Source organism: Cupriavidus gilardii (genome assembly GCF_013347325.1).
GTDB lineage: Bacteria > Pseudomonadota > Gammaproteobacteria > Burkholderiales > Burkholderiaceae > Cupriavidus > Cupriavidus gilardii.
Map to the genome: position 1 here is coordinate 1,100,250 of NZ_CP054626.1, position 20,628 is coordinate 1,120,877.

The following is a 20,628-nucleotide window of genomic DNA, read 5'->3' on the forward strand; positions in this document are numbered from 1 at the left end:
CCGCCACGCGCAGGGCGGCCTTCGCGCCCCAGCGATACCGGAATCCCTATGACATTTACCGCAGAACCTGCCTACCGGCATGGGCAGGCGCCCCGCACGGCGATCCTGCTGATCAATCTGGGCACGCCGGACGAGCCGACCCCGAAGGCGGTCGGACGCTACCTGAAGCAGTTCCTGTCCGATCCGCGCGTGGTGGAGATTCCGCGCGCCGCCTGGTTGCCGGTGCTGTACGGGCTGATCCTGCCGCTGCGCTCGCGCGCGTCGGCGCTGAAGTACGAATCGATCTGGCTGCGCGAGGCGCACCGGACCGGATCGCCGCTGCTGGTGCATACCGAGCGGCAGGCGCATGCGCTGCAGCAGCTGCTGGCGCAGCAGGGCCACGACGTGACGGTCGCCTGCGCGATGCGCTACGGCAACCCGTCGATCCCGTCGGTGATGGAGGCGCTGCGGCGCCAGGGCTGCGAGCGCATCCTGGCGCTGCCGATGTATCCCCAGTATTCCGGCACCACTACCGCGACCGCCTTCGACGAACTGTTCCGCGTGCTGGGCGAATGGCGCAATCAGCCCGAGTTGCGCCTGGTCAAACATTTCCACGATCACCCGGCCTATCTGGGGGCGCTGCATCAGCAGGTCGGCGCCTACTGGGCCCAGCATGGGGCGCCCGATTTCGCGCGCGGCGACCGGCTGATCCTGTCGTTCCACGGCGTGCCGCGGCGCACGCTGGAGCTGGGCGACCCATATCACTGCGAATGCCTGAAGACCGGCCGCATGCTGGGCGAGGCGCTGGGCCTGCAGCCTGGCCAGTATCAGGTCACGTTCCAGTCGCGCTTCGGCAAGGCCGAGTGGCTGCAGCCCTATACGGCACCGACGCTGACCGAGCTGGGCAAGGTCGGCACCGCGCGGGTCGACGTGTTCTGCCCTGGCTTTCCGGCCGACTGCATCGAGACGCTGGAAGAGATCGCGATGGAAGGGCAGTCCGAATTCAAGGTCGCCGGCGGCAAGGAATTCCACTTCATTCCGTGCCTGAACGACGCGCCCTTCTGGATCACCGCGCTGTCGGAGATCGCGCTGCAGCATATGCAGGGCTGGCCGTTGCGACTGCCGCATGCGCACGAACTGGAAGCGAGGCGCGCGCTGGCGCAGGCAAGGGGGGCCGCGGCATGAATCCGTCGTATGAAGACGATGCGCGGCAGCGGATCGACAAGTGGCTGTGGTGCGCGCGCTTTTTCAAGACCCGCTCGCTGGCGGCGGAGGCCGTCGAACGCGGCCGCGTAGAGGTCAACGGGCAGCCATGCAAGAATTCGCGCGAGGTCAAGCCGGGCGACACGGTGCGCATCGACGCCCATCAGCAGCGCTGGGAGCTGGTGGTCAAGGGCATCGCCCCGGCGCGCGGGCCGGCGTCCGTGGCCCAGACGCTCTATGAGGAAACCGAGGAGAGCCGCACGCGGCGTGCCGCGGAAGCCGAGCGGCGGCGTTTCCATGTGGAGCCAGCGTCGCAACTACAGGGACGACCGACCAAGCGGGATCGCCGCCGCATCGACGATTTCAAAGGGTAAGCCGCTGAAACGTTCAGCGCGAGTACTGGATGATGTATTGGCGCAGCGCCGGATCGGCGCCGCCGGCGACGCTGTCGCGCGGGGCCAGTCCGTCCGAGAGCCAGATGAAGACGGTCAGCGCCACCAGCGAAAGCAGCACCAGCAACGTGAACACGGAGAACTTCGGCGTCTTGTTGGACGGTTTCGGCAGCTTGCGCATGGCCTTGCCCCGGCAGGAAGACTGCAATAGGAGACGGCACCCCGGCAGTTTTGTCGTTTTTTTGGATTTATCTTAGAAGCTGCACTGCAGCAAAGCAATTTCACTTCTCGCAGCACTGGTTTAAGTTTGTAAGCTGATGTTTCGTTGCAGATGTCCATCCGCTCTTGAAATATCGGCTTGGCGCCACCAGTTGCCAGCTGAATTCCGATTGACCCCAGGCGGACCGCCATGTGCGGCCGCAACTTGTTCTGAAACGGATCGACATGGAAGACCAGAAGCAAACGCCATCCAACACGCCGCCGACCTCGCCCGCCGACCAGGCCGCCGAAGCGCAAGCCGCGCAATCGGCCACGCCAAACCAATCGGCCGAGCCTGCCGCCGCCGCGGATGACGTGGCGAACCAGCCGGCGGCGCAGTTGGCCGCACAGTTGGCGGAACAGGAAGCCAAGGCACGCGAGAACTACGATCTGTATCTGCGCGCCGTCGCCGAGTCCGAGAACATCCGGCGCCGCGCACAGGAGGACGTGGCCAAGGCCCACAAGTTCGCCATCGAGAGCTTCGCCGAGCATCTGTTGCCGGTGATGGACAGCCTGCAGGCCGCGCTGGCCGATGGATCGGGCGATATCGCCAAGCTGCGCGAGGGCGTCGAGCTGACCGCCAAGCAGCTGGCCAGCGCCTTCGAGAAGGGCCGCATGGTCGAGCTGAATCCGGTCGGCGAGAAGTTCGACCCGCATCGGCACCAGGCGATTTCGATGGTGCCGTCGGATCAGGAACCCAACACGGTGGTGGCCGTGCTGCAGCGCGGCTATCTGATCGCGGACCGCGTCTTGCGGCCCGCATTGGTGACGGTGGCTGCGCCGAAGTAAGGGTCGGCGGGCAGACCGGCCTGCCACCGATGCGCAGCCACGCCCGGCGCCGTTTCGGCACCGGGCGTTCTCGTTTGTGGAGAAATGCGATGCCTTACCCGTTCGGCGCAGCGCCGGCGCCCCACACGGATCACCGCGCCTTCGAGGCCTTCGGCATGCGCGCGGTCGATCATGACACCATCGACGACGCGCTCGCCGCGGCCGGCGACGACCTGGTCTGCGTGTTCTTCTGGGGCGAGGACTGCTACAACTGCGAGATGGCCAAGAAGGCCATGCTGGCCAACCCGGACCCGCTGCGCGCGCTCGATCTGCACTGGCTGCATGCCGACGTCTACACCCATCCGGCGCTGGGACGGCGCTTCGGGCTGTACGGCATCCCGGTGTTCATGTTCTTCCACCGCGGCAAGAAGCTGGGCCGCGCCACCGGCTGGCACGGCATCGGACAGTTCTCCGCGGCGGTCGCCAACGCGCGGCTGAAGGCGAGCGGCAAGCCGCTGACCGGATGACAGGCCGGCCGCCGCCGCGGCTTCGCGGTCCGGCGGCGACTCAGCGGTTCAGCGAATAGCCGATGCGAAACTGCCAGGGCGTCTTGCGGTTGTAGTCCAGCAGGCTCTCGCCGTAGCCGACGAAGTAGCCGGCCATCAGATAGCCGGCCGTGCCCGGTATCAGCCGGCCCATCGGGTAGGTGAACTGCGCATCCACGCTGCCGTACCACTGGCGGGTGCCCTTGCGCACCGTCGCCGCCAGTTCCCACGAATCGGGTTTGCCGTAGGCGACCCGCAGATCCATATAGCCGCGGTACCGCGCGATATCGCTGTTGTCGCTCTTCTCGAGGTAGTAGTAGAGCTTGGGCGTCACGGTCCAGTGCCAGTCGTCCGTCTCGCCGAAGTGGAAGGTCGGCTTCAGGAACAGCGTATTGACGCTGCGCGACTGGTCGCCGTCGCGGCCGTTGGACTCGTGCTCGAGGCCGGTCGCCACCGACAGCCGGCTGATCCAGCGATTGCGCACGCCGGTATCGGACAGGTAGTAGAAGATGCTGGGCCGGTAGTTGGTGTCGTGGAAGGGCTTCGATTCCTCGGACAGATCCCATAGCGAGAACTGCGTGTAGCCCAGGTACAGGTTGTCCAGCCAGTAGCGCGAGTTCGGGTCCCGGCCTTCGAAGATGCGGTACTTGAAGCTGAACTGGAACTTGGCATTGGCGCCGCCGTGCGCGCCGACCGCGTAGTACATCGGATCGTTGAAGGTCAGGCGGCTGCCCCCCGTCAGGATCGGCTGATCGTAGACGGGCTGGCCCGGTCCCTTCGGCTGGAGTACCGGCTCGACCGGCGTCGCGGCGACATCGGCGTGCTGTTCGCCTTCGGCGGCCGGCGTGGCGGCGGCGGTGGCCGGTGCCGCAGAGGCGGCCGGCGCCGCCGCGGTGGCCGGCGGCGTGACCCCCGACTGGTTCAGCGTCACCAGCACCGGCGCGGCGTCGAGGCCCACTGGATCGAGCCGGATCTGGCCGCGCAGCGTCGGCGGGATCTCGCCCTGGTATTGAATCGTGCGGTTCTCGCCGCGGCGCAGGCGCACCGTGGCAGGGCCCGGCGTGATCCGGCGCATCGAGATGCGCACCGGCGCGAGCATTTCCGGCGAGGCGACCACTTCCAGCGTATCGGGCACCAGATAGCTGCGATTGGCCGTGTCGGCGGTGACCAGCAGCGTCAGCCGCAGCGGCTGGGCGCCGTCCAGTACGCGCGGCGGCTGCAGCAGCGCGATCGCGGCGCGGGCGGACGGCGCGTACAGCACGCCGAGGGCGATAGAGATGGCGGAAACGGCGGCGGCAGGCGCGAGCAGGCGCGGACGACGCCCCGCGGACGGGGTTCGGAGCAACGGCATCATCGGAGATGGTGGTGGGCCGTGCCGGATAGGACGCCTGGCACGGCCGGGAATGGCAACGCGGCAAAGCCTAGCACGGGGCCGGCCGGGCTGGCTGTGACCATTTGTACCGGCCGGTCGGCCGGGCGCAGGCGGAAGTTCAGCCGCGGGCGCGGCGCTGGACGCAGGCGATGTAGTGCTCGCCGTCGGGCGGCAGGCCGCTGCGCTGCGACTGCCACAGCATCTCGCCGAGGCATTCCATCATCTGGTGATGCGCCTCGTGCGGCGAATCGAGCCGGCGCGCCAGCTGTTCGAACGCCTGGCGGATGCCGCGCGGCTGGTCGACCGACACCTGCTCGGCAATCGACAGATGCATGGCCAGATGCAGGAAGGGGTTGGTTTGCCCGCGCTCGGGCGTGAATTCTTCGGCGATCGCCGCCTCCGCGTCGGCCAGCTGATCGTGGTATTCGGGGTGCGCGCGGATCCAGTCGACGGCGATCGCCTCGAGCGGCGTCAGCACTTCGTTGGCACCCTGCTTGCGCCAGGCTTCGCAAAAGAACCGGCGGACTTCTTCACGGGAGGGATTGAACATGATGGGGCGGATTGTAAACGACGGTCCGCGGGCTTGCCGCGGCCCCTTCCGATGGATGGGGGCGCCGCTGTGCCGCAGGGGCCGCATGACGACTAGAATGCGGGATCGTTGACCTCGCCATCGGGCCGGCCCTCCCTCCATGACCGCTACCCCACGCTCATCGACCCTGCTGCGGCATGCCGGCGACAAGCTCGCCGGCGTGCTGCTGATCGCCATCTCGGCCAGCGCCTTCGGCGCGATGGCGATCTTCGCCCGCCTTGCCTATGACTCGGGCGCCGACGTCTATGGCCTGCTGTCGGTGCGCTTCGTGCTCGCCGCGATCGCGCTGGCGGCCGTGATGCGCTGGCAGCGGATCGCGCTGCCGCCGTGGCCGCGCGTGCTGGCGCTGGCGGCGATGGGCGGCATCGGCTATGTCGGCCAGTCGTTCTGTTTCTTCAGCGCGCTGAACCATGCGCAGGCCAGCCTGGTCGCGCTGCTGCTGTATCTGTATCCGGTCTTCGTCACCGTGATGGCGGCGCTGTTCCTGAAGGAGAAGCTGACCGGCGCGGCGGTCACCGCGCTGGTGCTGTGCTCGGTCGGCGCGGGCCTGACCGTCGGCGGCGGGGAGGGCAGCGCGCTGGGCATCGGCCTTGGGCTGGCGTCGGCGCTGATCTATTCGGTCTACATCATCGTCGGCGCGCGGCTGACGCCCGGCGTGCATCCGGTCGCGACCACCACGGTGGTGTGCGTCGCGGCCGCCGTCGTCTATGTCGGCGCCGCGCTGGTACGGACCGCGGCCGGCATGGCGCCGCGGTTTCCGGCCGATGCCGGCGGATGGCTGGCGTTGGCGGCGATCGCGCTGCTGTCGACGGTGCTGGCCATCCTGACCTTCTTCGCCGGCCTGCAACGCCTCGGCGCGGCGCAGGCCTCGATGCTGTCCACGCTGGAGCCGGTGGTCACGGTGCTGCTGGCCGCGCTGCTGCTGGGCGAGCAGATCGGCGTGGCGCAGGCCATCGGCGGCGGCCTGATCCTGGCCGGCGTGCTGTGGTTGACCCACAAGGGCACGGCCCCGACGCCTGTACAACAAAATTGAACGGCTTGCTGAAATCCTTGGCGTGGAACGGACGGGGGCCATCGGTAGAATGCGCCCTTTCCCGAACTTTGCTGAGGATTCCGCATGACACCGCTCGACCAGGCCGCCATCGCCCAACTGTTCACCGAGGCCCGCACGCATAGCGCCTGGCAGGATCGGCAGATCGACGACGCCGTGCTGCATCGGCTGTACGAGGCGATGAAGTTCGGCCCGACCGCGGCCAACAGCTCGCCGGCGCGTATCGTATTCGTCAAGACCGCGGAGCAGAAGGCGAAGCTGGTCGAGTGCGTGTCGCCAGGCAATGTCGACAAGACCCGCTCGGCCCCGGTCACGGCGATCGTCGCGTTCGACAACGCGTTCCACGAGCAGCTGCCGAAGCTGTTCCCGCATGCCGATGCCCGTTCCTGGTATGCCGGCCAGCCGGACAAGATCGCGCGCGACGCGCTGGTCAACAGCTCGCTGCAGGGCGCCTATCTGATCCTGGCTGCGCGCGCGCTTGGCCTCGACTGCGGCCCGATGGGCGGCTTCGACGCAGCCAAGGTCAATGCGGCGTTCTTCCCCGACGGCAAGTGGTCCGTCAATTTCCTGATCAATCTCGGCTATGGCGACGCCGACAAGCTGTATCCGCGCAACCCGCGCCTGAGCTTCGACGAGGCCTGCCGCATCGTTTGACGGCAGGATGCGCCGGCCGGCTGGCCGCCGGCGCGTTCACAGCCGCGGCGGCAGCGTCTTGTCCGGGTACTCGCACAGCGTTTCGATCGCGCAATGCCAGCACTCGGGCTTGCGCGCCTTGCAGACGTAGCGCCCGTGCAGGATCAGCCAGTGGTGCGCGTCGTGCAGGAACTCGTCGGGCACGACCTCCAGCAGCTTCATCTCGACCGCCTGCACGGTCTTGCCAGGCGCGAGTCCGGTGCGGTTGCTGACGCGAAAGATATGCGTGTCGACCGCGACGGTCGGATGGCCGAACGCGGTGTTCAGCACCACGTTGGCCGTCTTGCGGCCGACGCCCGGCAGCGCTTCCAGCGCCTCGCGGTCGGCCGGCACCTTGCCGCCGTAGCGCTCGACGAGGATGCGGCAGGTCTCCATCACATGCCGGGCCTTGGTCTTGTACAGACCGATCGTCTTGATGTACTCGATCAGGCCGGATTCGCCCAGCGCCAGGATCTTCTGCGGCGTGTTGGCGATCGCGAACAGCCTGCGGGTGGCCTTGTTGACGCCCACATCGGTGGCCTGCGCCGACAGCAGCACGGCGATCAGCAGTTCGAACGGCGAGCTGTACTCGAGTTCGGTGGTGGGAGACGGGTTGGTTTCTCTGAGCGTTTCAAACAGCGCGCGGCACTTGGCGGCGTTCATTGTGGTCGCTTGGTGTCGGAGGAGACGGGATGGCCGGGCGTCGCGGCGGCGGGCGCGGCCTCGGGGCGGTCAACCGGATCGGCCTGTGCGGCGTTGAGCGGCTGGGCGGCCTGCCGCTTCAGGCGCGCGCGTTCGATGGCCGCCTGGATGATGGCTTTCTTGCGCTCCTGCGCCTGGCGCTCGGCTTCGGACGAGGCGGCCTCCTGGCGCAGCGCTTCCAGCTTGGCCGCGAGGCGTGCTTCGTTTTCCTCGCGCTCGCGCACCAGCCGCTGCTTGCGCGACAGGTAGCGGACACGGGCCGCGTCGGCCTGGGGCTGCGACCAGGCGTCCCAGCCGGTGCGCTCGCCGGTGACCGGGATCATCGCGATGCAGTCGACCGGGCAGGGCGCGACGCAGAGATCGCAGCCGGTGCACCAGTCCGGCAGCACGGTGTGCATCTGCTTGGCGGCACCGGCGATCGCGTCGACCGGGCAGGCCTGGATGCACAGCGTGCAGCCGATGCACAGTGTCTCGTCGATGCGCGCGACCGCGCGTGGCTGTTCGATGCCGTGATCCGGATCGAGCGGCAACGGCGCGACACCGAGCTCGGCCGCCAGCCGACGGATGCCTTCGGCACCGCCGGGAGGGCAGCGGTTGCAGTCCGCTTCGCCGCGCGCCATGGCCTCGGCATAAGGCCGGCATCCCTGAAAGCCGCATTTCGTGCATTGCGTCTGGGGCAGCAGGGCGTCGAGGCGGTCGGCGAGAGTCGCCGAAGCGGCCGCCAGATCGGCGTTCCGGCGGGCGTCGGTGGAGGGGGCGGAAGCGGAATCGGCGGCGGAAGGGGTCACGAAAGCAGGAAAACGATGCGGGGTAACACAGGGTGCAGCCGTACGGTGCGGCTGACGCGGCAAGGATTATCCCCGATTTCGCCGCGCCGCAGAAACCCTGAAGATGCGCGCTTTGCCATGGCGCAGATGTCGATCAACGCGGCTGGCCCGCGCCGGAGGCGCGGTTGCGCCATGCCATCATTCACAAAATCGAGCCGACCACGCATGTCGAACGCCACCAAGACCAAACGCGATCCTGAAGGAACCCGCCGTCGCATCATGGATGCGGCCACCGAGGAGTTCGCCAAGGGCGGCCTGGCCGGCGCACGCGTCGACCAGATTGCCCGCCGCGCGGAGACCAACGAGCGCATGCTGTATTACTACTACGGCAGCAAGGAAGGGCTGTTTCTCGCCGTGCTCGAACGGCAATACGCGCAATTCCGCGCCGCCGAGGAGCGCCTGCAGATCGGCGACGAGGACCCGGTCGCCGCGGTCCGCACGCTGGCCCGCTTCGTCTGGGACTGGTACTACCAGCACCCCGAATTCATCCGTCTGGTCAACAGCGAGAACCTGCACGAGGCGCGGCACCTGAAGAAGTCCGCGCAGCTGCACGAACTGGTCAACCCGGTGGTCGACGTGCTGGCCGAGATCGTTCGCCGCGGCCAGCTGCAGGGCGTGTTCCGCGACAACGTCGATGTGCCCCAGCTCTATCTGACGATCTCGGCGCTGGGCTACTACGTGCTGTCGAATCGCTACACCATCAGCGCGGTGATCGGCCGCGACGTGGCCTCGCAGGACGAGCACGAGCGCTTCGCCAAGCTGCATACGGACATGCTGCTGGCCTATCTGGCGCGGCGCTAGCGCAAGCAAGGGCGCAAGGGAAAGAAAACGGGACCGCGTTGCGGTCCCGTTTGTCATCGGCGGTCTGCTGGCATCTGCCTGCGGCTCAGCGGTACTTGCGGATGAAGTCGCGCAGCTCCGGATAGATCGTTTCGCGCCAGCGGCGGCCCGAGAAGATGCCGTAGTGCCCGCAGCGGGGCGCGGTCAGATGCTGCTTGCGGGTCTTCGGAATGCCGGCGCACAGATCGTGCGCGGCGGCGGTCTGGCCCGCGCCGGAGATGTCGTCGAGCTCGCCCTCGATCGTCATCAGCGCGGTGTGCTTGATGTCCTGCGGCCGCACCGGCTCGCCCTCGATCTCCCACGTGCCATTGGCCAGCCGGAACTCCTGGAAGACTTCGCGGATCGTGTCGAGGTAGTACTCGGCCGCCATGTCGAGCACGGCGTTGTATTCGTCGTAGAAGCGCACGTGCGCCTCGGCATCGTCCGCATCGCCCTCGATCAGGCTCAGGTAGTAGTCGTAATGCGAGGACAGATGGCGGTCCGGGTTCATCGCGACGAAGCCGGCGTGCTGCAGGAAGCCCGGATAGACGCGCCGGCCGTGGCCGGGATAGTTGGCCGGCACGGTGTAGATGACGTTGTTCTCGAACCACTCGTACGACTTGTTGGTCGCCAGCGAGTTGACCGCGGTCGGGCTTTTGCGCGCGTCGATCGGGCCGCCCATCATCGTCATCGTCCTGGGCGTCTTCTCGCCGGCCGAGGCCATCAGCGAGATCGCCGCCAGCACCGGCACCGTCGGCTGGCAGACCGACACGACATGCAGGTTCTCGGCGCCCAGATGGCGGATGAATTCCTGGATGTAGCGAATGTAGTCGGCCAGATGGAAAGGGCCGTCCTCGACCGGCACCATGCGTGCGTCGACCCAGTCGGTCACATAGACCTTGTGGTCCTGCAGCAGCGTGCGCACCGTATCGCGCAGCAGCGTCGCGTGGTGGCCCGACAGCGGCGCGCAGACCAGCACCGACGGTTCGTCCTTCAGCAGCTTGATCGTCTCGGGATCGTCGGCGTAGCGCTTGAAGCGGATCAGCTTGCAGAACGGCTTTTCCATGATCGTCTGTTCGACGATCGGAATATCGCGGCCGTTGGAGCGCACGGACTTGATGTCGAAGGCGGGCTTCTCGTATTCCTTGCCGAGCCGGTACAGCAATTCGTAGCCCGCGGCCAGCCGGGTGGCCCCCGGCACCAGCGACAGCGGGCTCAGGGGGTTGGTAAAGGTCTTGGCCGTCGCCTGGGCCCACGCGGTCAGCGGGTTCAGGATCGAGCGCTGAAATTCATGCAGTTGGTAAAGCATTGCCGAACACCTGCCTTTCGATATCGGGTTTTCTGCTGTGGCGGATTATGCGCCCAACCCGTCCGTTTTGCGAACGACCGTGCGCACGATCTTGCAATGCAGCATATACCTAAAGGTATGACGGCGTGAGGGGAACTCAATAGGACAATGGCTGTAATTCTGGCGCGGTGTTGGACTACACCGACAGGCGGACAACGAGGGGTGCCGTGCAGCGCACAAATAGGGGCTGAGCCGGAGGGGCAGGTGGCCTGTGGGAGCACCGCGGCAGCGGCGAGAACGGCCGCCGGAAAGGAACGCGGGCCCATCGTCGATGGGCCCGCTTGCGCTCAAGGTGCGGAAGCTTGCGCTTACAGCACCGCCGCGATGGCGTCGACCACCGCGTCGATATTGCGGCTATTGAGCGCGGCCACGCAAATGCGGCCGGTGCCGACCGCGTAGATGCCGTGTTCGGTCTTCAGGCGCTCGACCTGCTCGGTGGTCAGGCCCGAATACGAGAACATGCCGCGCTGCGCCTTGACGAAGGAGAAGTCGCGCGACACGCCCTTGGCGGCCAGCTTGTCGACCAGCGCGTGGCGCATCTGCTTGATGCGGTCGCGCATTTCGGCCAGTTCTTCTTCCCACATCGCGCGCAGTTCCGGGCTGTTCAGCACGGTCGCGACGACGGTGCCGCCGTGCGTCGGCGGGTTCGAGTAGTTGGTGCGGATCACGCGCTTGACCTGCGACATCACACGCTGGGCCTCTTCCTTGCCGGTGGTCACGATCGACAGCGCGCCGACGCGCTCGCCATACAGCGAGAAGCTCTTCGAGAAGGAGCTCGACACGAAGAAGGGCAGGCCCGACTCGGCGAACAGGCGCACCGCGGCGCCGTCCGGGTCGATGCCGTCGGCAAAGCCCTGGTAGGCCATGTCGAGGAAGGGAATCAGGTTCCGTTCCTTGATCAGGCTCACCACCTGTTGCCACTGCTCGGCCGACAGGTCGACGCCGGTCGGGTTGTGGCAGCAGGCGTGCAGCACGACGATGGTGTTGGCCGGATACGACTTCAGCGACTCGACCATGCCGGCGAAATTGAGGCCGTGGCTCGGCGCGTCGTAGTACGCATAGTTGACCACCGGGAAGCCGGCGGCTTCGAACAGCGCGCGGTGGTTTTCCCAGCTCGGATCGCTGATCGCGACCTTGGCGTCCGGATACAGGCGCTTCAGGAAGTCGGCGCCGATCTTCAGCGCGCCGGTGCCGCCGAGTGCCTGAGCCGTCACCACACGGCCTTCGGTGATCAGCGGCGAGTTCTTGCCGAACAGCAGCGTCTGCACCGCCTGGTCGTAGGCCGCGATGCCTTCGATCGGCAGGTAGCCGCGCGGCGTGGCCGTCGTCAGGCGCGCCTTCTCGGCTTCCTGCACCGCGCGCAGCAGCGGAATCTTCCCTTCGTCGGTGAAGTACACGCCCACGCCCAGATTGACCTTGTTGGCACGGGTGTCGGCGTTGAACGCTTCATTCAGGCCCAGGATGGGATCGCGCGGGGCCATCTCGACGGCAGAAAACAAACTCATTTGGGATTCTCGTGGTCAGCTATGTAACAAAACGGGAAGGCGTAGAATGCTCGGATTGCGCTGCGGGCGTGCGGTGGGTCCGCCTTGAAACGGACCGCGCAACCCCGAGATTCTAGCGTATCCGCCCGTATTCCAAAGGTTTTCTCCCCGTCTATGTCGAATCTCGCCGTGCCTGTCGCGGATGCCGCTCCCGCCCTGGATGAGGACAAATTCGTCAGCTTCCCCGGCTCGCCATTTCAGCTGTATCAGCCCTATCCGCCGGCCGGCGATCAGCCCGAGGCCATCCGCCAACTGGTCGAGGGCATCGAGGACGGCCTGTCCTACCAGACGCTGCTCGGCGTCACCGGCTCGGGCAAGACCTTCACGATGGCCAACGTGATTGCCCGGATGGGCCGGCCGGCTATCGTCTTTGCCCCGAACAAGACGCTGGCCGCCCAGCTTTACTCGGAATTCCGCGAATTCTTTCCGCGCAATGCGGTCGAGTATTTCGTCAGCTATTACGACTATTACCAGCCGGAGGCCTACGTTCCGCAGCGCGATCTGTTCATCGAGAAGGACTCGTCGATCAACGAGCATATCGAGCAGATGCGGCTGTCGGCGACCAAGAGCCTGCTGGAGCGGCGCGACACGATTATCGTGGCGACGGTGTCCGCAATCTATGGTATCGGCAACCCGAACGAATACCATCAGATGATTCTGACTTTGCGGGCCGGCGACCGCATCAGCCAGCGCGACGTGATCGCGCGGCTGATCGCGATGCAGTACACCCGCAACGACACCGATTTTCAGCGCGGCACCTTCCGCGTGCGTGGCGACACCGTCGACATCTTCCCGGCCGAACACGCCGAAGTGGCGGTGCGCGTCGAACTGTTCGACGACGAGATCGAGTCGCTGCAGTATTTCGATCCGCTGACCGGCAAGGTGCGACAGAAGATTCCGCGCTTCACCGTCTATCCGTCCAGCCACTACGTGACGCCGCGCGAGACCGTGCTGCGCGCCATCGAGGCGATCAAGGCCGAGCTGCGCGAGCGGCTCGATTTCTTCTACAAGGAAAACAAGCTGGTCGAGGCGCAGCGGCTGGAGCAGCGCACGCGCTTCGACCTCGAAATGCTGGCCGAGCTCGGCTTCTGCAAGGGCATCGAAAACTATTCGCGCCATCTGTCCGGCGCGCGCCCCGGCGATCCGCCGCCGACGCTGGTCGACTACCTGCCGCCCGACGCGCTGATGTTCCTGGACGAATCGCACGTGCTGATCGGCCAGCTCAACGCGATGTACAACGGCGACCGCTCGCGCAAGACCACGCTGGTCGAATACGGCTTCCGGCTGCCGTCGGCGATGGACAACCGGCCGCTGAAGTTCGAGGAGTTCGAGCGCAAGATGCGGCAGGCGGTGTTCGTCACCGCGACGCCCGCCGATTACGAACGGGCCCATGCCGGCCAGGTGGTCGAGCAGGTGGTGCGGCCCACCGGCCTGGTCGATCCGATCATCACCGTGCGTCCCGCGGTGTCGCAGGTCGACGATCTGCTGTCCGAGATCCACCTGCGGATCCAGGCCGGCGAGCGCGTGCTGGTGACCACGCTGACCAAGCGGATGGCCGAGCAGCTGACCGAGTTCCTGTCCGAGAACGGCATCAAGGTCCGCTATCTGCATTCGGACATCGACACCGTCGAACGGGTCGAGATCATCCGCGACCTGCGCCTGGGCGCCTTCGACGTGCTGGTCGGCATCAACCTGCTGCGCGAAGGGCTCGATATTCCCGAGGTGTCGCTGGTGGCGATCCTCGACGCGGACAAGGAAGGCTTCCTGCGCGCCGAGCGCTCGCTGATCCAGACGATCGGCCGCGCCGCGCGCAACGTCAACGGCACGGCCATCCTGTACGCCGACCGCATCACCGATTCGATGCGCAAGGCCATCGACGAGACCGAGCGCCGCCGCGCCAAGCAGATCGCATTCAATACGGCCAACGGCATCACGCCGCGCGGCGTGGTCAAGCGGATCAAGGACATCATCGACGGCGTCTACGATCCGAACGAGGTCAAGGCCGAGCTGATGGCCGCCGAGGAGCGCGCGCGCTACGAGGACATGAGCGAGAAGCAGGTCGCCAAGGAAATCAAGCGGCTGGAGAAAAAGATGCTCGACCATGCCAAGAACCTGGAATTCGAGCAGGCCGCACAGGTCCGCGATCAGTTGAGCAAGCTCAAGCAGCAGGTATTTGGCGCCGCGGGCGAGGGCGGGGCGCTGCCGGCCTGAGACCAAAAACCGGGGCGCTGGCTGGCGTCCCGGGGTTAAAATCGGCTCCCTTTCCGTGGCGGCCCGGCACGGCGGTCGCGAATGCCGTCAAAGGCCCGCACGACCCGTACGACCCGTACGACCCGCAAGACTCGCAAGACTCGCACGAGCCAGACGATCCGAACGATGAAACGCTTCGCCATCTTGATGTGCTGCATGGGTAACATATGCCGCTCGCCGACCGCGGAGGGCGTGTTGCGCGCCAAGCTCGCGCAGGCGGGCCTTGCCGACGCCGTCGACGTCGATTCGGCCGGCACCCACAGCTATCACCTGGGTCACGCGCCGGACCGGCGCGCGCAGCAGCATGCGCTGGCGCGCGGTTATGACCTGGCCGGGCAGCGGGCGCGGCTGGCGGCGGTCGAAGATTTCGGCCGCTTCGATCTGGTGCTGGCGATGGACCGCGACAACCTGGCGCGGCTGCAGGCGCTGTGCCCGCCCGAGCATCGCCACAAGGTCAAGCTGCTGATGCACTTCGCGACCCGGCACGACGCCGACGAAGTACCCGATCCCTACTACGGCGAAGGCGACGGCTTCGAGCGCGTGCTCGATTACGTCGAGGACGCCTGCGACGGTATCGTCGCGATGTTGCGCCAACGGCAATGACCCAGGGGCCGCGCCGCGGCCCGTCTGCCTCCCACCGGCGTGCGTCCGCCCTGATCCGCGTGAATCGCGCCAGTCTCTTCCTCCCTTTCCGATGTTTCGATCCCTGCTTCGCAAATGGCGCGAGTCGCGCAATGCCAGCCTGCAACTGGACGCCATCCTGTCCGCCGCCAATCCCGACGGCACGCTGGCCGAGCGCAACGGCTGGCTGATCGAGCTGGGCTACTGGCTGCGGCGCGACGGTCTGCCGGCCGACGAGGCGGGGGGAGCCGGCCGGCATGACATCACCTGGCGCGAGCATGTCCGGTTGCGCTATCTGCTGCAGGTGCTGGAACGCAATCCGGAGCTCGCGGCGCGCTTTGCGCGGACCGTCCGATCGATCGTGCGCGACAACGATCCGACGGGCCTGTTCTGCGACACCGGCGTCGCCTCGCACCCCGGCTTCTGGGGCGAAATGATGGACCGCCTGCAGGCGCGCTTCCTGTCGCCGCCGCCCAATCGCGGCGACATGGCCGACCTGTTCGCGCTGCTGTTCGTCGGCGAGCGCGACGCCGACTGGGTGGCGGCGCTCGACGCCGAGCTGCTCGATCGCCTCGGCGCGCTGCTGATGTTCGCGCCGGAGCAGGGCGGCGGGCTGGAAGGCGAAGCCGGGCACGACGTCGACGAACCAGCGGACGGCGACGTGGGCGGCGCCTCCGCCGACAACGAGCTTGCCACCCATGCCGCCTCGGCTGCCGGCCAGGCGATGCACGCACGCTACCGCGACGATTTCGCCCGCACCCTGGCCAGCAGCATCCAGGTGCTGGCCAGCCAGGTGCGCGCGACCGGCCTGAGCCAGGCGATCCGCGCGCGTCTGCAGGGACGGGTCGAGGACACGCCGTTCTTCCGCCTCGGCCCTGCCGTCGCCGCGCTGTGCGAGGAGGGGCTGCCGCGCGACAGCGATGCCTTCCGGCACCGCTTGAACTACTGCCGCGCCCTGCTCGACGGTTGCCACGACGCCGCCCGCCATGTCTACGCGGACCTGGAAGAGAACGGCGTCTCGGTCGAGGTCGTGTTCCAGATCGAGCGGATGAAGGTGCGGCTGGCGCGCATCGACATGTTGCTGGCCGCCTGGGTCGATCCCGCGCGCCGCGGCAAGGTGGCGCAACTGGCGGGCGAGCTGATCCGCACGACGCAGGCGCGCCGCAGCGTCAAGCATCTGGCCGCGGAGTCCTTCTCGCAGCTGGCCCGCAAGGTGGTCGAACGTTCCGCCGAGACCGGCGAGCACTACATCACGCGCGATCGCAAGGAGTACGGCGAACTGGTGCGCGCGGCGGCCGGCGGCGGCCTGATTACCGTGGCCACGGTCTATCTGAAATTCCTGATCTATGGCCTGCACCTGGACAAGTTCATCGAAGGACTGCTGGCCTCGCTGAACTATGCCGGCAGCTTCCTGGCGATCCACTTCGCCCATTTCACGCTGGCGACCAAGCAGCCGGCGATGACGGGCCCGGCGCTGGCGCACCGGCTCGATGCGGTCGGGCGGCCGGAGGGCAGGGAGGCCTTCGTCGACGACACCATCGCGATGATCCGCTCGAATGCGGCGGCGATCGTCGGCAACCTGGTGGTGGTGTTTCCGGTGGCGCTGGCGATCCAGTGGCTGGCCGGCAAGCTGCTGTCGGTCAATCTGATCACGCCGGACAAGGCGATCGCCACCATCGAGTCGTTCTCGATCCTCGGGCCCACGCCGCTGTATGCGGTCTTCACCGGCGTGCTGCTATGGGTATCGAGCCTGATCGCCGGCTGGGCCGACAACTGGTTCGCGCTGCACCGGATGCACGACGTGCTGGCTTACCACCGCCGCTTGCGCTATGTGCTCGGCGAGCGGGGCGCGGTACGGGTGGCCGACTTCTGGAAGCGGAACGTGTCCGGTATCGCGGCCAATGTCTCGCTCGGCTTCCTGCTCGGCCTGGGGCCGGAAATCCTGAGCTTCTTCGGGCCGCATATCGAGGTCCGGCACGTGACGCTGTCGACCGGGTCGGTCGGCACCGCGCTCGGCGTGCTCGGGGTCGAGGCGCTGCGGCTGCCGTCGCTGTGGCTGGCGGTGGCCGGCATCGCGCTGATGGGGCTGCTGAATGTCGCGGTCAGCTTCGCGCTGGCCTTCCACATGGCCCTGCGCTCGCGCAATCTGCGCCGGGTCGACCGGCGGGCGTTGAGCGCCGCGGTACGGGCGCGCATCCTGCGCCATCCGCTGTCGCTGATCGTGCCGCCGCGCCAGGCGCCGGCAGGGGCCGGAACCCGCGAGGCCTAGCCGAACCGGTCCTGCAGATGCCGGGAAGACCCCACCTTCACCGCGGTATCTGCCGGACAAGTGACATGGGTAGTTGACCGATTTAGTCGGGAAATTTATACTTGACGAAATTCATCAGGTATTACCCCCGCAATCATGAGATTGACGACCAAAGGCCGCTTCGCGGTGACCGCCATGATCGACCTGGCCATGCGCCAGGACCAGGGGCCGGTGACGCTGGCCGGCATCAGCCAACGCCAGAAGATCTCGCTGTCCTATCTGGAACAGCTGTTCGCCAAGCTGCGCCGGCACCAGATCGTCGAGAGCGTGCGTGGCCCGGGCGGCGGATACAGCCTGGCGCGCAAGTCCGAGGACGTGACGGTGGCCGACATCATCATCGCGGTGGACGAGCCGCTCGACGCCACCCAGTGCGGCGGCAAGGGCAACTGCAATGGCGACGAGAATACCGGCCGCTGCATGACCCACGAGCTGTGGGCGACGCTGAATCAGAAGATGGTCGAGTATCTGGACTCGGTCTCGCTGAAGGATCTGGTCGAGCAGCAGCGCGCCCGCCAGCCCGGCGTGCTGCGCGACATGCGCGAGGACGGCGGCGCCCGCCAGCCGGCACCGGCGGCGCGCACGCAACCGAGCGCGGCGGAAAAGGCGGACAAGCCCGCCCGGCCCAAGATGGTGAATTCGGTTTTCAGCCTGGCGCAGTCCTGAGCGGGACCGCGGCCAGGCGACGCACAGTGTCCCACCCGGCAGTCAAAACAAGGCAGTGACAACGATGAGCACCCCACATTTCCCGATCTACATGGATTATTCGGCCACCACGCCGGTGGACCCGCGCGTGGCGGACAAGATGATTCCGTATCTGCGCGAGCAGTTCGGCAATCCCGCGTCGCGCAGCCACGCCTACGGCTGGGCAGCCGAGAAGGCCGTGGAGGAAGCGCGCGAGCAGGTCGCCGCGCTGGTCGGCGCCGATCCGCGCGAGATCGTCTGGACTTCCGGCGCGACCGAGTCCGACAACCTGGCGATCAAGGGCGCGGCCAATTTCTACTCGGGCAAGGGCAAGCACATCATCACGGTCAAGACCGAACACAAGGCCGTGCTCGACACCACGCGCGAACTGGAGCGCCAGGGTTTCGAGGTGACCTACCTGGACGTGCAGGAAAACGGTCTGATCGACATCGAGGTGTTCAAGCAGGCGCTGCGCCCGGACACCATCCTGGTGTCGGTGATGCTGGTCAACAACGAGATCGGCGTGATCCAGGACATCGAGCAGATCGGCGAGATCTGCCGCGAGAAGGGCATCATCTTCCATTGCGACGCCGCGCAGGCCACCGGCAAGGTCGAGATCGACCTGTCGAAGCTGAAGGTCGACCTGATGTCGTTCTCGGCGCACAAGACCTATGGCCCGAAGGGCATCGGCGCGCTGTATGTCCGCCGCAAGCCGCGCGTGCGCATCGAGGCGCAGATGCACGGCGGCGGCCACGAACGCGGCATGCGCTCGGGCACGCTGGCGACGCACCAGATCGTCGGCATGGGTGAGGCCTTCCGCATCGCCCGCGAGGAAATGGCGACCGAGAACGAGCGCATCCGCATGCTGCGCGACCGCCTGTGGAACGGCCTGTCCGGCATGGAAGAGGTTTATCTGAACGGCGATTTCGAGCGCCGCGTGCCGCACAACCTGAACGTCAGCTTCAGCTTCGTCGAAGGCGAGTCGCTGATCATGGCGATCAAGGACGTCGCCGTGTCGTCGGGCTCGGCCTGCACCTCGGCCTCGCTGGAGCCGTCCTATGTGCTGCGCGCGCTGGGCCGCAACGACGAACTGGCGCACAGCTCGATCCGCTTCACCGTCGGCCGCTTCACCACCGAACAGGAGATCGATTACACGGTCGAACTGTTGAAGAGCAAGATCGGCAAGCTGCGCGACCTGTCCCCGCTGTGGGAGATGTACAAGGACGGCGTGGACCTGAATTCGATTCAATGGGCGGCGCATTGAACGCTGTCCATCCGACCCCATAAAAGATACGTCACAGAGGTAGCCAAATGTCTTACTCCAACAAGGTACTCGACCACTACGAAAATCCCCGTAACGTCGGCTCGTTCGACAAGAACGACGACGCCGTCGGCACCGGCATGGTCGGCGCGCCGGCCTGCGGCGACGTGATGAAGCTGCAGATCAAGGTCAACGAGCAGGGCGTGATCGAGGACGCGAAGTTCAAGACCTACGGTTGCGGCTCGGCGATCGCCTCGTCGTCGCTGGTGACCGAGTGGGTCAAGGGCAAGACCGTGGACCAGGCGCTGGAGATCAAGAACACCCAGATCGCCGAGGAACTGGCGCTGCCGCCGGTCAAGATCCACTGCTCGATCCTGGCCGAGGACGCGATCAAGGCCGCGGTCGAAGACTACAAGAAGAAGCACGCGGGCGCCCCGACGCAACAGGCCGCCTGAGCGATCGAAGGGAAGTGGTAGCGATGATCACATTGACCGAAAAAGCCGCGAAGCACGTTTCGCGCTATCTGGACCGCCGGGGCAAGGGCATCGGCCTGCGGCTCGGCGTCAAGACGACCGGCTGTTCCGGCCTGGCGTACAAGCTCGAGTATGTCGACGAGCTGCAGCCGGAGGACCAGGTGTTCGAGTCGCACGGCGTCAAGGTGGTGGTCGATCCCAAGAGCCTGCCCTATATCGACGGCACCGAGCTCGACTTCGCCCGCGAAGGGTTGAACGAGGGCTTCCGCTTCAACAACCCGAACGTCAAGGACGAGTGCGGGTGCGGGGAATCGTTCCGCGTGTAAGGCCGGCGGCCTGAGCGTGTTCCTCTCCCGCTGGCGGGAGAGGGCCGGGCACGGTGGCGGCGCCTCGCGCCTCGGCGCGCGCCGCCGCCCCCGCCACAGCCTTCCAGCAGGACTACCTTGAAAGACGATTACTTTGCCTTGTTCGGGCTGCCGGCCCGCTTCACCGTCGACGAGGCCGCGCTCGACGCCGCCTACCGCACGGTGCAATCGCAGGCCCACCCGGACCGCTTTGCCCACGCCGGCGACGCCGAACGGCGCGTCGCGATGCAATGGGCCGCGCATGCGAACGAGGCCTACCGGACCCTGCGCCAGCCGCTCAAGCGCGCGATCTATCTGCTGTCGCTGCGCGGCATCGATATCCAGGCCGAGAACAATACGGCCATGGCGCCCGACTTCCTGATGCAGCAGATGGAATGGCGCGAGGCGCTGCAGGACGCGGTACAGCAGCGCGACGCCGCGGCGCTGGACGCGCTGCTGCGTTCGCTGCGCCAGCAGAAGCGCGAACGCCAGAGCGCACTGGGCGGACTGCTCGATGCCGGCGACAACGAGGCCGCGGCCGCCGCGGCGCGCCAGCTGATGTTCGTCGAGAAGATCGAGCACGACGCGAGCGAGGCGATCGACCGCCTCGAAGGCTAGCGC

General features: G+C 66.8%; 22 protein-coding genes. 15 read left to right on the forward strand and 7 right to left on the reverse strand.

Going from position 1 to position 20,628, the window contains the following annotated elements; translation table 11 throughout:
- The first annotated feature begins 48 nt into the window (after nucleotides 1–48).
- Together hemH and FOB47_RS15245 are read left to right on the forward strand one after the other, a co-directional pair.
- Entirely contained in the window at nucleotides 49–1,164 is a 1,116-nt protein-coding gene (gene hemH, locus FOB47_RS15240) for a ferrochelatase (RefSeq protein WP_053821487.1), read from the forward strand.
- Nucleotides 1,161–1,556, forward strand: coding sequence for an RNA-binding S4 domain-containing protein (locus FOB47_RS15245; RefSeq protein WP_174781458.1), 396 nt, complete (start codon nucleotides 1,161–1,163; stop codon nucleotides 1,554–1,556). Before hemH ends, FOB47_RS15245 begins: the two co-directional genes overlap by 4 nt.
- A gap of 13 nt (nucleotides 1,557–1,569) precedes the next feature.
- Here the strand turns inward: FOB47_RS15245 and FOB47_RS15250 are convergent, their stop codons facing one another.
- On the reverse strand, nucleotides 1,570–1,755 hold the full coding sequence (locus FOB47_RS15250; RefSeq protein WP_053821489.1) for a hypothetical protein: 186 nt from the start codon (nucleotides 1,753–1,755) through the stop codon (nucleotides 1,570–1,572).
- A 263-nt stretch (nucleotides 1,756–2,018) separates the two neighbouring features.
- On the opposite strand from FOB47_RS15250, the gene grpE reads away from it, so the two are divergent.
- Together grpE and FOB47_RS15260 are read left to right on the forward strand one after the other, a co-directional pair.
- Nucleotides 2,019–2,621, forward strand: a complete 603-nt coding sequence (grpE, locus tag FOB47_RS15255) for a nucleotide exchange factor GrpE (RefSeq protein ID WP_053821490.1) — start codon at nucleotides 2,019–2,021, stop codon at nucleotides 2,619–2,621.
- 89 nt (nucleotides 2,622–2,710) lie between these two features.
- Complete coding sequence (locus FOB47_RS15260) at nucleotides 2,711–3,127, forward strand: thioredoxin family protein (protein WP_174781459.1); 417 nt, start codon at nucleotides 2,711–2,713, stop codon at nucleotides 3,125–3,127.
- Nucleotides 3,128–3,167: 40 nt separating this feature from the next.
- On the opposite strand, the gene FOB47_RS15265 is transcribed toward FOB47_RS15260, so the two are convergent.
- Both FOB47_RS15265 and FOB47_RS15270 read right to left on the reverse strand, forming a co-directional pair.
- A complete protein-coding gene (locus tag FOB47_RS15265; protein ID WP_151023244.1) occupies nucleotides 3,168–4,496 on the reverse strand; it encodes a phospholipase A in 1,329 nt (442 codons plus the stop codon).
- 139 nt (nucleotides 4,497–4,635) lie between these two features.
- Entirely contained in the window at nucleotides 4,636–5,067 is a 432-nt protein-coding gene (locus tag FOB47_RS15270) for a DUF1841 family protein (RefSeq protein WP_053821492.1), read from the reverse strand.
- A gap of 139 nt (nucleotides 5,068–5,206) precedes the next feature.
- Between FOB47_RS15270 and FOB47_RS15275 the strand changes: the two genes are divergently transcribed.
- Complete coding sequence (locus FOB47_RS15275; RefSeq protein ID WP_174781460.1) at nucleotides 5,207–6,139, forward strand: DMT family transporter; 933 nt, start codon at nucleotides 5,207–5,209, stop codon at nucleotides 6,137–6,139.
- Nucleotides 6,140–6,223: 84 nt separating this feature from the next.
- On the forward strand, nucleotides 6,224–6,811 hold the full coding sequence (locus FOB47_RS15280) for a malonic semialdehyde reductase (protein WP_053821494.1): 588 nt from the start codon (nucleotides 6,224–6,226) through the stop codon (nucleotides 6,809–6,811).
- Nucleotides 6,812–6,847: 36 nt separating this feature from the next.
- Here the strand turns inward: FOB47_RS15280 and nth are convergent, their stop codons facing one another.
- Both nth and rsxB read right to left on the reverse strand, forming a co-directional pair.
- Entirely contained in the window at nucleotides 6,848–7,492 is a 645-nt protein-coding gene (gene nth / locus FOB47_RS15285) for an endonuclease III (RefSeq protein ID WP_053821495.1), read from the reverse strand.
- The gene (gene rsxB, locus FOB47_RS15290) at nucleotides 7,489–8,256 is read right to left on the reverse strand and encodes an electron transport complex subunit RsxB (protein WP_174782449.1); all 768 of its coding nucleotides are present in this window, start codon (nucleotides 8,254–8,256) and stop codon (nucleotides 7,489–7,491) included. The genes nth and rsxB overlap by 4 nt, the downstream gene beginning before the upstream one ends.
- 267 nt (nucleotides 8,257–8,523) lie before the next feature.
- Between rsxB and FOB47_RS15295 the strand changes: the two genes are divergently transcribed.
- Nucleotides 8,524–9,159 carry a TetR/AcrR family transcriptional regulator gene (locus FOB47_RS15295; RefSeq protein WP_174781461.1) on the forward strand — a complete coding sequence of 212 codons (636 nt, stop codon included), beginning with the start codon at nucleotides 8,524–8,526 and terminating at the stop codon, nucleotides 9,157–9,159.
- A gap of 85 nt (nucleotides 9,160–9,244) precedes the next feature.
- Here the strand turns inward: FOB47_RS15295 and FOB47_RS15300 are convergent, their stop codons facing one another.
- Both FOB47_RS15300 and FOB47_RS15305 read right to left on the reverse strand, forming a co-directional pair.
- Nucleotides 9,245–10,486 (reverse strand): polyhydroxyalkanoate depolymerase, encoded by a 1,242-nt coding sequence (locus FOB47_RS15300; RefSeq protein ID WP_151023241.1) that lies wholly within the window; start codon nucleotides 10,484–10,486, stop codon nucleotides 9,245–9,247.
- Between the two features lie 347 nt (nucleotides 10,487–10,833).
- Complete coding sequence (locus FOB47_RS15305) at nucleotides 10,834–12,030, reverse strand: amino acid aminotransferase (protein ID WP_053821497.1); 1,197 nt, start codon at nucleotides 12,028–12,030, stop codon at nucleotides 10,834–10,836.
- A gap of 153 nt (nucleotides 12,031–12,183) precedes the next feature.
- Between FOB47_RS15305 and uvrB the strand changes: the two genes are divergently transcribed.
- The 8 genes from uvrB (at nucleotide 12,184) to hscB (ending at nucleotide 20,625) form a co-directional block, all read left to right on the forward strand.
- Nucleotides 12,184–14,280 (forward strand): excinuclease ABC subunit UvrB, encoded by a 2,097-nt coding sequence (gene uvrB, locus FOB47_RS15310; protein WP_174781462.1) that lies wholly within the window; start codon nucleotides 12,184–12,186, stop codon nucleotides 14,278–14,280.
- Nucleotides 14,281–14,445: 165 nt separating this feature from the next.
- Nucleotides 14,446–14,922: a low molecular weight protein-tyrosine-phosphatase gene (locus FOB47_RS15315; protein ID WP_053821499.1), complete on the forward strand. Its 477-nt coding sequence runs from the start codon at nucleotides 14,446–14,448 to the stop codon at nucleotides 14,920–14,922.
- Between the two features lie 91 nt (nucleotides 14,923–15,013).
- A complete protein-coding gene (locus FOB47_RS15320) occupies nucleotides 15,014–17,209 on the forward strand; it encodes a site-specific recombinase (protein ID WP_174781463.1) in 2,196 nt (731 codons plus the stop codon).
- Nucleotides 17,210–17,344: 135 nt separating this feature from the next.
- On the forward strand, nucleotides 17,345–17,911 hold the full coding sequence (iscR, locus tag FOB47_RS15325; protein ID WP_053821501.1) for a Fe-S cluster assembly transcriptional regulator IscR: 567 nt from the start codon (nucleotides 17,345–17,347) through the stop codon (nucleotides 17,909–17,911).
- A 64-nt stretch (nucleotides 17,912–17,975) separates the two neighbouring features.
- Nucleotides 17,976–19,193, forward strand: a complete 1,218-nt coding sequence (locus FOB47_RS15330; RefSeq protein ID WP_174781464.1) for an IscS subfamily cysteine desulfurase — start codon at nucleotides 17,976–17,978, stop codon at nucleotides 19,191–19,193.
- A 47-nt stretch (nucleotides 19,194–19,240) separates the two neighbouring features.
- Nucleotides 19,241–19,645 (forward strand): Fe-S cluster assembly scaffold IscU, encoded by a 405-nt coding sequence (iscU, locus tag FOB47_RS15335; RefSeq protein WP_053821503.1) that lies wholly within the window; start codon nucleotides 19,241–19,243, stop codon nucleotides 19,643–19,645.
- A 23-nt stretch (nucleotides 19,646–19,668) separates the two neighbouring features.
- Entirely contained in the window at nucleotides 19,669–19,989 is a 321-nt protein-coding gene (iscA, locus tag FOB47_RS15340; RefSeq protein ID WP_023263777.1) for an iron-sulfur cluster assembly protein IscA, read from the forward strand.
- Nucleotides 19,990–20,106: 117 nt separating this feature from the next.
- A complete protein-coding gene (hscB, locus tag FOB47_RS15345) occupies nucleotides 20,107–20,625 on the forward strand; it encodes a Fe-S protein assembly co-chaperone HscB (protein ID WP_053821504.1) in 519 nt (172 codons plus the stop codon).
- Nucleotides 20,626–20,628: the final 3 nt, after the last annotated feature.